The organism is Microcoleus sp. Pol12A5 (assembly GCF_036701435.1).
Taxonomy (GTDB): domain Bacteria; phylum Cyanobacteriota; class Cyanobacteriia; order Cyanobacteriales; family Microcoleaceae; genus Microcoleus.
In genome coordinates, this window is sequence record NZ_JAUBQU010000150.1 from 1 (window position 1) to 12,835 (window position 12,835).

The following is a 12,835-nucleotide window of genomic DNA, read 5'->3' on the forward strand; positions in this document are numbered from 1 at the left end:
GACAAAATCGAAGTAATTCGCAAGCAACAAGCCGAGGGCAAATTAGTAGCAATGACAGGAGACGGAACCAACGACGCCCCCGCACTAGCCCAGGCAAACGTAGGACTCGCGATGAATTCTGGAACCCAAGCCGCGAAAGAAGCAGCGAACATGGTGGACTTAGATTCCGACCCCACCAAACTAATTGACTTAGTGACAATTGGCAAACAATTGCTAATTACTCGCGGCGCGCTGACTACATTTTCGCTAGCGAACGACATTGCCAAATATTTTGCAATTATTCCGGCAATATTTGCCCCTGTTGGCGCTTTAAACGTCATGGGTCTAGCCAGCGGTCAATCGGCTGTTTTGTCCGCATTAATTTACAATGCTTTGATTATTCCCGCTTTGATTCCACTAGCATTAACTGGTGTAAAGTTTAGACCTTTGAGCGCCAATCAACTGTTGCAGCGGAATATTTTAATCTACGGATTGGGCGGAGCAGTCGCGCCGTTTATCGCCATCAAAGTTATTGATGTTTTGATTACCGCTGTTGGGCTAGCATAGATCGGGAAAGCATGACACGGATTTTGACACGGATACACGGATTAATCTCGTTCCCCAGCTCTGCCGGGGAACGCAGTTCCAGAGGCTCTGCCTCGATTTTTCCCAAAAAAATATCCAATAGAAAGACAGATATTTATTCCCAAAATAAGGAGAATTCATGAAACGGAATGATTGGCTTAATGATATTTTTCCCAGAGATTTTCAAGCAATTATTGATTTAGCGCAAATGCTTTGGCAGCGCCACCAAATCCCGCTGCAGCTATTTCTGGTAATGTGTTTCAATGCGATAATTGCCCCCGCTGTTTACGCGGCTGCGGGTGAAGATTTGACCCGAAAAGCTGTGTGGGGTTTAAGTCTCTTGGGTTTGGTGATTATCGCCCTTTCTATTTACTTGTTTGTAGTCATTTTTCAGCCGGAAAGATTTTAGTCAATAATTCACCCTTAGCAAATAACCGAGCCAGGTAATTTATGAGAGAAATAATTAAAGCCATTCGCCTTACCGTGGTTTTGTGGGGAATTACAGCCATTATTTACCCTTTAATCTTGCTAGTAATCGGTCAAATTGCCTTCAACTCCCAGGCAAACGGTAGCTTAATTACCAAGCAAGGAATTATAGTCGGTTCGTCGTTAATTGGCCAACCTTTCTCCTCAGAAAGATATTTTTGGGGTCGTCCTAGCACCACAAATTACAGCAGCTTTGCGACAGAAAATTACGATCCGACGAAGGGAGAAAATTTTAGTCAAAGAACAGGGGTTTCGGGAGCTAGCAACCTTGCCCCCAGTAACTCGGAGTTGCTGAAGCGAGGCAATGAAAAAGATGGTTTTCAGGGGGTGCAAGTTGAATTAGATCGCCTCAACAAAGCTGGTATCAAACCAACTGCTGATTTAGTCTACACCTCTGGTTCTAGCCTCGATCCGCACATTAGCATAGAGGCAGCTCGATCGCAAATTCAGCGGATAGCAACAGTGCGATCGCTCAATCTCAATCAAGTAGAAATGTTGGTAGCCAAAAATACAGATGGCAGATTTCTCGGAATTTTCGGCGAACCGGGAGTTAACGTCCTCAAACTGAATTTGGCTCTCGACGGTTTACAATAGTTTACAACAGTCGGCAGTCATCGGTCATAAACTGACTGATGACTGGAGATTGACTAACTACCCACTACTTAGCTATGATTCACTCTAGCGAAATTACCAACAATCCAGACGCGGTTTACGCCCAACCAAACCGCACTTACGATCGCACCCCCCGCCGGGGAAAGCACAAAATATTTATCGGCATGGCCCCCGGTGTCGGCAAAACTTTCCGAATGCTGGAAGAAGGGCACAGGCTCAAATCTGAAGGCATTGATGTGGTAATTGGACTGTTAGAAACTCACGGGCGAAAAGAGACAGCAGCTAAAGGCGAGGGACTAGAAATAGTGCCAAAAAAACCAATGCTGCGCGGCGAAAAGATGCTCACCGAAATGGATACGGATGCTGTGATAGAACGCCGTCCTCAATTAGCATTAATAGACGAACTAGCTCATACAAATATTCCGGGTTCTCTACGAGAAAAACGATATCAAGATGTCGAAGAAATTCTCAAAGCGGGGATTGATGTTTTCTCCACCCTCAACATTCAGCACATAGAAAGTCTCAACGATTTAGTAGCTCGAATTACCGGAGTTGTAGTCCGAGAGCGAGTGCCCGATCGCGTCCTCGAAGATGCTGACGAAATAGTCGTTGTCGATGTCACGCCGGAAACTTTAGAAGAGAGGTTGCTAGAAGGCAAAATTTATGCTCCAGAAAAAATTGAACAATCTTTAGAAAATTTTTTCCAGCGCCGTCATTTAATTGCTTTGCGAGAACTCGCCCTGCGAGAAGTCGCAGACAATGTGGAAGACGATGCAGCAACTTTAAAAGGCCAATCTTGCAACATTCACGAACGAGTTTTAGTGTGCATCTCGACTTATCCGAATTCCTTGCAACTGCTGCGGCGGGGCGCGAGGATTGCTAGTTATATGAATGCCCCATTTTATGCTGTGTTTGTCAACGATCCAGACCGATTTTTAACAAAAGCAGAAAGCTTGCACGTTGAAACTTGTGAGAAACTCTGTCAAGAATTTAAGGGGCAATTTTTGCGGGTAAACGGCACTAATATAGCCAAAGCGATTTCGGAGGTAGCTAAACAGTACCGCATTACTCAAATTGTGATCGGCGAAAGCCAGCAATCCCGCTGGAAGTTGTTGCTGCGGGGTTCTTTGACTCAACAGTTAGTGCGATCGCTCAAACACGTAGATTTGCACATCATCGCTACCGACAAAAGTGGTCTTTCTAATTAGTCATTAGTCTTCAGTCAGTAGTCATTAGTTATTAGTCAGATGAATGCAGTAAACAATTCCGGGCGATTGTAAGTCACGGAGTTTACGGGGTACCAAAAAAAAGCCCGCAGCAGCAGGCTAGAAGCATAAAGAATTTGGTATAACAACTGCAACTTTCGGAGGATAGCTGAATCTAGCGGACGACGGATGCGCCCGAAGCTTTTACGTGTCAAAATCGCCCTTGTTAAACCTAATTAAAAGTGCGATCGCTATGGTGGATGATTACATTCTCAACTTGCTAGTTATTGGCATCCTCCTGCTTACCGTTACCTTGGGTTCCGGATGGATTTCGCGATTGCCTCTATCTTATGCCTTAATTTATCTAATTGTCGGTATCGGATTGGGACCCTACGGCGTGAAGCTGATTGACTTGCGTCCCGAAGCTCAATTTTTAGAAAGACTCACAGAATTGGTAGTTATTGTTTCTCTGTTCAGTTGCGGCTTAAAAATGAATCGCCCGCTGCAATTTTGGGCTTGGAATTCCACAGCCCGGCTGATCGGTTTTTTAATGCCGATTTCTATTTTTGCAGTGGCCGCGATCGGTCATTGGTTTGTGAAATTAGATTGGGGCCCGGCGATTTTACTCGGAGCAATTCTCGCTCCCACCGATCCAGTTTTAGCCTCAGAAGTTCAGTTAGCTGATATAGACGATCGCGATGAATTGCGATTTGGTTTAACATCGGAAGGTGGTTTGAACGATGCTTTAGCTTTTCCCTTTGTTTATTTCGGCATTTATTCGCTAAAAGATAGCAACTGGTCAAACTGGTTTTCGCAGTGGGTAGCAGTTGACTTGATTTGGGCGATCGCCGCAGGTATCGTTATGGGCATTTTAGTAGCTAAAGCCGTCACCTGGATCGATCGCCGACTCCAACGCTATAGACCAGCAGATCAATTAATGGAAGATTTCATTGCTCTCAGCACAATTCTGCTCACATATTCCCTCACAGAAGTAGTAAACGGCTACGGATTTCTCGCAGTTTTTGTAGCAGGAATTGTGGTGCAGGGGAGTTACCGCAACCCAGAAAAGCCGCTTTCGCAACTGCACTTTACCGAGCGCATTGAAAAGTTAATGGAAGTAGCAACTATTTTACTATTAGGTTCGCTTTTGCGCCTAGAGCCTATGTTGGCCTATGGAGGATACTCCCTCTTAGTAGCTGGATTGTTAATTTTTTTAATCCGGCCTGTGGGAGCTTGGGTTAGTACGATCGGCAGTCCTTTGCATCCAGCCAACCGCTGGCTGTGCGGGTGGTTCGGCATTCGTGGTGTCGGTTCTATCTATTATCTTACCTATGCTTTCGGTCACGGTTTGAAAGGCGAAACCGCCGAAAAGATTGCCTGGATTACCTTTACAACCATCGTACTTTCTGTGATTCTGCACGGCATCAGCTCCACCCCGTTAATGAACTGGTACGAGCGCCGAATCAAACCTAAAGTACCGGATTTAATTTAATTCATAGTCCTGGACGCATAAATACCTTTATAAACTGGGTTTTTGGCTCCTATTAAAGGTTAACCATGCAGTCTATTCCTGAAAAAAACCGGTTTCTGCGTCGAGGACTAATTGAGTAAGGTGCGTGACTTTGAGTTCTTCAATTCCCAGTGAGATGATTGAGAGTCACGCACCCTACTAAATCTTAATTCTCGATCGCCCCCAAAGCGCACAGGGTTGCTTTCTGTGCCTCAGTTATTCCCTCACTCTTAAGTTGACAGCAAAGGCATTGCAACGCATCCTGCAGGCGTTAAGGAACCAGAGGAGACTCGAAAGCGCCGATGTCAATAATTCCCCCGCTAACGCGATTAAAAGGAGAGATACCCCGCTGGTCGTAGAAGGGAGGACCGATAAAAGGTCCAGACGTTAAAACAAAAGCTGGGTCGCCACCATTAATAGCGGGACTACCCGGTTGCAGTGCCCGAGTCTGAGTCGGGCCACCGTTATTTGTCAGGGGGTTTAGTAGGGGGTCAATAGGTGCAGCAGCAGTGCCAACTCGATCGCCGACAGCAGTAAAACCAGTGCTGCCAGTACCGTCGCCAATTAAGTTGTAGCCACCGCTGGCGAAGCTGCCGAAAACGTCAGGGCCAGTGGCGGCACTGTTCTGAGCGATGATAGTATTTTTGACATTCACTGTGCCGCCGTTCCATATACCACCGCCACTTGCAGGGGAAGAGAACAAGGGAAATGATGGCGCCTTGTTGGAGGGGTTTACTTTGTTGCCGGAGATAGTGCTGTTTGTCAGCGTTACCGTGCCAGCTTTGTTATAAATGCCAGCACCCCCGCTACCTGCGTTGGTTGTTTCGTTTCCAGAGAGAGTGCTGTTGGTCACCTCTACTGTGCCGTTATCGTTATAAATGCCACCACCAAACAAACCATTTTCAAAAAAACCACCCACAGTGTTACCAGAAAGAGTGCTGTTCGTCACTTTGACTGTGCCACCCTCACGGTTATAAATGCCGCCACCACTGCCACCGCCCGCATCGTTGCCAGAAAGAGTGCTGTTTGTCACCTCCACAGTACCGCCTATGTTAGAGATGGCAGCACCATTTACTGATGCCGGGAACCCTGTGGTTAAACGCACTCCACCGTTGTCAGAGAAAGTGCTGTTTGCTACTTTGACTGTGCCTGGGCCATTGTTAGAGATGCCACCGCCATTCCTAGACCTGTTGCCTGAGAAAGTGCCGTTCGTCACATTTACTGTGCCGCTATTGTTTGAGATGCCACCGCCTGTGGCTGAAGAGGAAAAGGCAACGTTGTTGGAGAAAGTGCCGTTAGTCACATTGACTGTGCCACCGTCGTTATAGATACCGGCGCCGTCCTCAAGTGTAAAACCATCGGCGATCGTGAATCCGTCAAAAGTCGCACTGACTCCACTGTTTACCTTGAAAATCCGGTAATTTCCGCCCGTCCCCCGCCGCACTGTCAGGTTGCTAGAACCAGTGGTATTAGTAATAGTGACATCGCCGCTAATGTCAGGCAAGACTCCTGTGAGATTGATTGTCTGCGGCCCGGCTGGCAGATTGAAAGTAATAGTATCATTCCCAGCAAAAGCGTTAGCATTCAGCAGTGCTTGTCGAAACGAACCTTCTGCCAGACTGTAGTCTGTCAGGCTGTCATTGCTATTGACAACTACGGTATCATTGGCTTCGATCGCGACAGTAGTATTGTTTTGGTTAGCATCAATTTGGTAATTCCCATCTGCTAGTTTCAGCTTCAGTGTCTCCTGTGCCTCAGCTTGGATATCATCGACAGCGGTGAGGCTGACATCTACAAAATTTTGTCCATCCGGGATGGTGACACTGACATTTGAACTGTTGACAGAAGCGCCGCCACCGCTGAAGGTGTAGTCGCTAGGTTTAGTTGGATTGGTGCTAGTACCGTCTATTGCTAGGCTGACTGTTAAGTTGCCGCGACTCTCACCAGTGCGACTGATGCGAAAAGTGGCTGGATTGTTGCCTGTTTCTGCTGCTGCCTCATCTATAGCAGCGATGCTGACCGTTGGCAAAATGTCATCGTTAATAATAGTGAAGGTAGCAGTTTGCTGACTTCCTAAAATTCCCCTGCCTACAGGATTAACTAATTTCAAATTAATCTGTTCATCTGGTTCGACAATCGTATCTCCCACAATGGGAATTGATACTGTTTTGGAGGATTCGCCGCTGGCAAAGTTGATAGTAACTGGCAGATTGTTAATGTAGTCTTCGGTAACAGTAGCTGTGGAAGGTGTATCTAGTTCCACTTGGACGCTGACTGCCCCCTCGCTGCTGCCAGTGCGTTGAACTGTGGCGACAACTTGATTGGGACTGCCACTGTTGCCCTCGTTAGCACTGTAGCTAGAGGTGCTGAATGCTAAGATACTGGGGATTGATATGTCATCGTTAATAATAGTTAAGGTAGCAGTTTGCTGACTTCCTAAAGTTACCCTACCTACAGGATTAACCAATTTCACTTTAATCTGTTCGTCTGGTTCTACAAAGGTATCTCCCACAATGGGAATTGATAGAGTTTTGGAGTTTTCGCCGCTGGCAAAGTTGATAGTAACTGGCAGATTGTTAATGTAGTCTTCGGTAACAGTAGCGGTGGAAGGTGTATCTAGTTCCACTTGAACGCTGACTGCCCCCTCGCTGCTGCCAGTGCGTTGAACTGTGGCGACAACTTGATTGGGACTGCCACTGTTGCCCTCGTCGGCCCTGTAGCTAGAGGTGCTGAATTCTAAGATACTGGGGGTTGATGTTGAGGTAACTGGAGCGAGTGAGGTGGTGAAATTGGCTGCTGTGATACTACTGCTGTTAATACCTTTTAAAATAGCGATATCTTCGCCTGTAACGTTATCTCGAACGATTGTATCTCTGGCAAAATCGCCTGTTCCTTGAGAGATATTCAAGTCTTGAAATTGCAAGCCTCCATCGAGTCCTATTAAGTCTGTACCCACGCTAAAGTCGGCAATCAAGTCAGCATTGGCAAGAGTAGAACTGCCGGTATTAACAGAATTATTTTGTACTCTGCCGATAACAAAAAGGTCGTCACCATCGCCACCGCTTAAGGTATCGGCACCGCTATCTCCAAATAGGACATCATTGCCTTCATTTCCAGATAGCAAATCATTTTCTTTGCCGCCGCGCACAAAATCGTTTCCCTCCCCTCCTTCGAGGGTATCATTACCGTTATCGCCAAACACCCAATCCTCATTTTCGTCGCCTTGAACCTTGTCACTATCTTTGCCGCCGTAGAGGGTATCCTTGGCTTGGTTGCCCAAGATGTAGTCATTACCTTGGTTGCCAAAGATCTGATCGTCCCCTTCTGCGCCAAACAAACTATCATCGCCTTGTTTGCCCGAGAGCGAGTTACTTCCAGGAAAGCCAATTAAAACATCGTTGTTGGGGGTACCTTCAAGTGTAGCCATTCTTTTTGATAGATGGTAAGTGATGGTAGTTGCTCTAGCCCGGAGCTCGGGGGTTAGGCGAAGCAATCGCGATTTCCATTGCGCGTAGTGCGATATTGCAAATTAGAATCTATGACGCTGCCAATTTTATTAAGTTTCGCAGTTGGGCTGCCCAGAGGAAGTGCGTAGGCTTTGCAATCTACTACTGTTTTGTTTAGCAATTAAACTGGTTTTACCCAGGCCGCGTCAAGGTGCGATCGATCGGCTTTATGTCATCCTATCGGTAACAAAACTTATTGTCTCGCGCTGTTGAAAAAAATCCGAGGGAGCTTGCGACTGCAACGAAATTTCAAGCGTTAGGGAGCATTCTTCACCACGTTGACAGGGCTGACTGGTTTCACCCCAACTAATAAAGCAAGTTCCCGCCACTTCCAATAACAGTCTGCATCTGTAAAACCAATTTCTCTAAACCAGCGCAATTGCGTTTCCACATCCAGCAATTTATTAGACGGATCATCTGGATCGTTGCTAATACCGATCGCCTCTCGAAATTTCTCGTGTAAAGCCGGAGTTGCGGACGCTACGTGCTCCAAATTACAAAAAATGCCTCCGGGCTCCAAAAGCTCGAAAATCTCCGCGTAAAGCGAACGTTTGCGATCGTCTGCTACATGATGAATCGCAAAACTAGAAACAACCGCACCAAATTTGCCCAAATCCGGTAGCGCTTCATCAAAATTGTGCTCGATTACCGTGACATTTTTGTCATCAGCAAAGCGAATTCTGGCTTTTTCCAGCATTGTCGGCGAAAAGTCGATCGCCACACATTCAACATTCGGTCGATCGCACTTAAGCAGACCCAGCAACCGCCCGTCTCCCGTGCCCACATCCAGAATTCGCTTAACATTTTTTGGCACTTCCTCCAACAAAACCGCTTCACCTTCTGTACGGTGAGGAATTCCATCAGCTTTAGCAAGATACCACAAAGCGTGTTCCGCTGAAGTCCAAAGATTCACTTGACTCATAAATTTTCAACTCTCATAAACCTCGCCATTTTTGCGAGTAAAAATCCAACTATTCCCGTTAGCTTTCGCAATTAGATCGTCATCGGGATATTCGGCACTATCTCCCAAAGTTCGATCGCCAATTTCGAGATAAACAACATCTGCATTCGAGCGGTTAACTAAATGATGCCCATCTGCATCCCCCGCCCGAAAACCCGCTGCCATACCCGGTTTCAGCACTTGCTCTCCCGAATTTGTAATCAGAGTAACTTCCCCTTCCAGAACATAGATTAACTCATCTTGACGAGTGTGCCAATGCCTCAGAGCAGAACAACTTCCCGGCGCAAGTCTCACCAAATTCACCCCAAAATTCTGCAACCGGGCAGCATCGCCCAAGCGTTTTTTAACTCTCCCCGCAACAGCAGATTGGAATTGCTGAGGGTACTTAGAACCCGTAATTTCCGGCACATTTTTAGGATCAATAATCATATAACAAAGCTGACCGCAGTTGTGAGTTTTTTCTTCTTTGTCTTGCTTGGCGTCCTAGGGTTTACGCGCGGCTTCGCCTAACGCGCCTTCGCGGTTCGTTTTTCGGTTTTTATTATTACAAAACACGCTTAAATTCAAGATAAATACAATTTTATAGCACTTACCAGATCCCCGCCACTCTCGCCTCCCACCTCCGACAGTTCCCCCAACTCATTAAGAATGTGTTATAAATATTGAGATTCATTAAGAAATATTGCTCAAATGCTCGTTTCCCCCTCCGGCGTCAGCAAACTCAAAGAATCTTTAAAAGAAAAAGTATTCTTTGGGAATGAGCCAACCCCCGAACTCATAGCCATCTTACTGATTTACTTCGTCCAAGGCATTCTTGGACTAGCCCGCTTAGCCGTCAGCTTCTTTCTCAAAGACGAACTCGGCATGAGTCCGGCAGAAGTCTCGGCAATGCTGGGCGTCGTCGCCCTGCCTTGGATTATCAAACCCGTCTTCGGCTTCATGTCGGACGGTTTGCCGATATTCGGCTACCGCAGACGCCCTTACATCGTCCTCTCCGGGCTGCTGGGAACCTTAGCATGGGTGAGCCTCGCAACAATTGTACACACACCGCTTGCAGCTACAGGCGCGATCGCCCTGAGTTCCCTCTCCCTCGCCGTCAGCGACGTAATCGCCGACTCCCTGGTAGTCGAAAGGGCCAGAAAAGAATCCGTTACAGACGCCGGTTCCCTGCAATCCTTGTCTTGGGGCGCTTCAGCCCTCGGCGGACTAATTACCGCCTACCTCAGCGGTTCCCTGCTGCAACACTTCAGCACCCACACAATATTTTTAATCACCGCATCTTTCCCGCTAATTGTATCAGCAACAGCTTGGTTAATTGCCGAAGAAAAAACCAACAAAAGAACCGACTTTGAAACTGTCAAAGACCAACTAAAACAACTGCAGCAAGCTGTTACCCAAAAAACAATTTGGTTGCCCACAGCCTTTCTTTTCCTCTGGCAAGCCACCCCAAGCTCAGACTCGGCTTTCTTCTTTTTCACCACTAACGAATTAGGCTTTCAACCAGAATTTCTCGGACGAGTGCGCCTCGTTACCAGCATTGCCGCCCTCGCAGGCATCTGGCTGTTTCAACGCTTCCTCAAAACAGTTCCATTTCGAGTAATTTTTGGCTGGTCAACGGTCATTGCGGCTGCTTTGGGCATGACTACTTTATTATTAGTAACTCATGCCAACCGAGCTTTAGGAATTGACGATCAATGGTTCAGCATCGGAGACAGCCTGATTCTGACAGTAATCGGACAAATTGCTTATATGCCGGTGCTGGTACTCTCCGCCCGGTTGTGTCCCAGAGGCGTCGAAGCAACTTTATTTGCGCTGCTGATGTCAATCACAAATTTAGCAGGACTTTTGTCTCACGAAGGTGGCGCACTTTTGACCCACTTACTAAGAATTACCGATCGCAATTTCGATAACCTCTGGCTGCTAATTGTCATCACAAACCTGTCCACACTTCTGCCACTACCGTTCTTAAATTGGTTGCCCGCCGATAGTACAGAAAGCGGCGATCCAAACAATCAAAAGTCTCTTCCCGTATTAGAACCAGAAATGGGCAGTTCCAAACCAGGCGGACAGCATTTCATGCCCGAATACTTTCCAGACTTAGTACCGACAGTAAGGTCACAAAGCCGCACCGCAGACAGCAAATAAAGGCAGGCACACACGGATTTTGACAGGGATACACGGATGAATTTAACTGTGTTTCCCTATTCTCCGACTTTCCCTCTCTCTGCGGCCTCTGTGCTCTCTGCGGTTAAATCAAGAAAAGCTTATTATACCCATGCAAAAAATACAGATTTCCCAACCTCAAACCGCAGCTCAAAACTCATCATACGATCGCACAGACTGGCAGCGCGGCTACGAATCTCAACCCAACGAATCCGACTACTGGATTGACGACATAGAAGGCGAAATCCCAGCCGGCTTGCAAGGCACATTCTTTCGCAACGGGCCCGGATTATTGGATATCAACGGCCAACGCATCCACCACCCGTTTGACGGCGACGGGATGGTTTGTGCGATCGCCATATCCGAAGGCCGCGCCCATTTCCGCAACCGATTCATACACACAGAAGGTTATCTCGCCGAACAAAAAGCCGGAAAAATCCTCCACCGAGGCGTTTTCGGCACACAGAAACCGGGTGGTTGGCTAGCCAACATCTTTGATGTCAAAATCAAAAACATTGCCAACACCAACATCATTTATTGGGGCGACAAACTGCTAGCACTTTGGGAAGCCGCACAGCCTTACAGACTCGACCCCCGCACCCTAGAAACACTCGGCTTAGATACTCTAGACGGCATCTTGGAACCCGGTGAAGCCTTCGCCGCCCACCCCAGAATTGAAAAAGGGAAAAATGGCAAAGGAGACAGATTAGTCAACTTTTCCGTCAAGCCGGGTTTGTCGAGTATCATCACGATTTACGAACTCGACGAAAGCGGCAAACTTTTGCAGCGTCACGCCCATACAATACCGGGTTTTGCCTTCCTGCACGACATGGTAATTACCCCAAATTACTGCATATTCTTCCAAAATCCCGTCTCATTTAATCCTCTACCATTCGTGTTAGGATTGCGGAGTGCCTCCCAGTGCATTCAATTTTCGCCAAACAAGCCAACGCAAGCAATTTTAATTCCCCGCAACGGCACTGACGAGGTAAAGATATTAGAAACCGAACCTTGTTTTGTCTTCCACCACTGCAACGCATGGGAAGAAGGAGACGAAGTTTTTGTAGATTCAGTTTGTTACGAATCATTTCCAACTGTAGAGGCGGACGGCGATTTTCGCGAGGTTGATTTTGACAGCGTTCCAGCGGGGGAATTGTGGCGGTTTAAGTTAAATTTACAAGACAAAACCGTGCAGCATCAAGTTGTTGAAACTCGCTGCTGCGAGTTTCCGACTCTGCATCCCAATAATGTCGGACAACCTTACCGATATCTTTACATCGGTGCTGCTGATGCTCCCACGGGAAATGCTCCTTTGCAAGCTATCCTCAAAATTGATTTCGTGACTGGTGAAAGGCAAATTTGGAGTGCGGCACCGCGCGGTTTTGCGGGGGAACCGGTGTTTGTTTCCCGTCCCGATGCTGTTGCTGAGGATGACGGCTGGCTGCTGGTTTTAATGTATGATGCAGCTAATCATCGATCGACCTTAGTGATTTTAGATGCTCGCGATATTACCAAAGGGCCCGTAGCGCGCTTGCATTTAAAACAGCACATTCCCTACGGCTTGCACGGCAGTTTTACACCAAATGTACTCCTTCCTATCGGTTCGTAGTGGCCCGTTGATTCGCCTGGTTCTTGCGCCGATGAGCGCCACAGCTCGCCGGGGGTTTTCAACCCCCGGCTCACAGCGAAAGTCCTCTAAAATAGGACTAAAACCAACATTTATTATCGATCGAGTTTCTTTAGTCGGTTTCAACTGAGATCTTGCACCATTCTCAATTAGCCCTTGCATTTGGTGCCAAAATGTGAAAAAAAGGACGTATAAACAATG

General features: G+C 47.1%; 10 protein-coding genes. 7 read left to right on the forward strand and 3 right to left on the reverse strand.

Translation table 11 applies throughout. The features are described from left to right. The 5 genes from QUA45_RS25330 to QUA45_RS25350 all read left to right on the forward strand — a co-directional run. A partial coding sequence (locus QUA45_RS25330; RefSeq protein ID WP_333222487.1) for an HAD-IC family P-type ATPase occupies positions 1-546 on the forward strand: 546 nt, incomplete at its 5' end. 157 nt (positions 547-703) lie between these two features. Continuing rightward, the gene (gene kdpF, locus QUA45_RS25335) at positions 704-973 is read left to right on the forward strand and encodes a K(+)-transporting ATPase subunit F (protein WP_333222489.1); all 270 of its coding nucleotides are present in this window, start codon (positions 704-706) and stop codon (positions 971-973) included. 41 nt (positions 974-1,014) lie between these two features. Further along, a complete protein-coding gene (gene kdpC / locus QUA45_RS25340) occupies positions 1,015-1,644 on the forward strand; it encodes a K(+)-transporting ATPase subunit C (protein ID WP_333100662.1) in 630 nt (209 codons plus the stop codon). A 74-nt stretch (positions 1,645-1,718) separates the two neighbouring features. After that, a complete protein-coding gene (locus tag QUA45_RS25345) occupies positions 1,719-2,870 on the forward strand; it encodes a universal stress protein (RefSeq protein ID WP_333222491.1) in 1,152 nt (383 codons plus the stop codon). A 220-nt stretch (positions 2,871-3,090) separates the two neighbouring features. Next, positions 3,091-4,359, forward strand: a complete 1,269-nt coding sequence (locus tag QUA45_RS25350) for a sodium:proton antiporter (RefSeq protein ID WP_333222494.1) — start codon at positions 3,091-3,093, stop codon at positions 4,357-4,359. Positions 4,360-4,648: 289 nt separating this feature from the next. Here QUA45_RS25350 and QUA45_RS25355 read toward each other — a convergent pair whose 3' ends face one another. From QUA45_RS25355 to QUA45_RS25365, 3 genes are all read right to left on the reverse strand, one after another. Continuing rightward, a complete protein-coding gene (locus QUA45_RS25355; protein WP_333222496.1) occupies positions 4,649-7,804 on the reverse strand; it encodes a Calx-beta domain-containing protein in 3,156 nt (1,051 codons plus the stop codon). A 335-nt stretch (positions 7,805-8,139) separates the two neighbouring features. After that, complete coding sequence (locus QUA45_RS25360) at positions 8,140-8,805, reverse strand: class I SAM-dependent methyltransferase (RefSeq protein WP_333222498.1); 666 nt, start codon at positions 8,803-8,805, stop codon at positions 8,140-8,142. Between the two features lie 6 nt (positions 8,806-8,811). Further along, a complete protein-coding gene (locus tag QUA45_RS25365; RefSeq protein ID WP_333100668.1) occupies positions 8,812-9,273 on the reverse strand; it encodes a cupin domain-containing protein in 462 nt (153 codons plus the stop codon). A 261-nt stretch (positions 9,274-9,534) separates the two neighbouring features. Between QUA45_RS25365 and QUA45_RS25370 the strand changes: the two genes are divergently transcribed. Beyond that, on the forward strand, positions 9,535-10,989 hold the full coding sequence (locus tag QUA45_RS25370) for a folate/biopterin family MFS transporter (RefSeq protein ID WP_333100669.1): 1,455 nt from the start codon (positions 9,535-9,537) through the stop codon (positions 10,987-10,989). Between the two features lie 130 nt (positions 10,990-11,119). Beyond that, on the forward strand, positions 11,120-12,616 hold the full coding sequence (locus QUA45_RS25375) for a carotenoid oxygenase family protein (protein ID WP_333222500.1): 1,497 nt from the start codon (positions 11,120-11,122) through the stop codon (positions 12,614-12,616). Positions 12,617-12,835: the final 219 nt, after the last annotated feature.

What these genes read in the sequence shown, in the direction of transcription:
- kdpF (WP_333222489.1), top strand. Translation starts at nt 704, where the DNA reads ATGAAACGGAATGATTGGCTTAATGATATTTTTCCCAGAGATTTTCAA.
- kdpC (WP_333100662.1), top strand. Translation starts at nt 1,015, where the DNA reads ATGAGAGAAATAATTAAAGCCATTCGCCTTACCGTGGTTTTGTGGGGA.
- QUA45_RS25345 (WP_333222491.1), top strand. Translation starts at nt 1,719, where the DNA reads ATGATTCACTCTAGCGAAATTACCAACAATCCAGACGCGGTTTACGCC.
- QUA45_RS25355 (WP_333222496.1), bottom strand. Translation starts at nt 7,804, where the DNA reads ATGGCTACACTTGAAGGTACCCCCAACAACGATGTTTTAATTGGCTTT.
- QUA45_RS25360 (WP_333222498.1), bottom strand. Translation starts at nt 8,805, where the DNA reads ATGAGTCAAGTGAATCTTTGGACTTCAGCGGAACACGCTTTGTGGTAT.
- QUA45_RS25365 (WP_333100668.1), bottom strand. Translation starts at nt 9,273, where the DNA reads ATGATTATTGATCCTAAAAATGTGCCGGAAATTACGGGTTCTAAGTAC.
- QUA45_RS25370 (WP_333100669.1), top strand. Translation starts at nt 9,535, where the DNA reads ATGCTCGTTTCCCCCTCCGGCGTCAGCAAACTCAAAGAATCTTTAAAA.
- QUA45_RS25375 (WP_333222500.1), top strand. Translation starts at nt 11,120, where the DNA reads ATGCAAAAAATACAGATTTCCCAACCTCAAACCGCAGCTCAAAACTCA.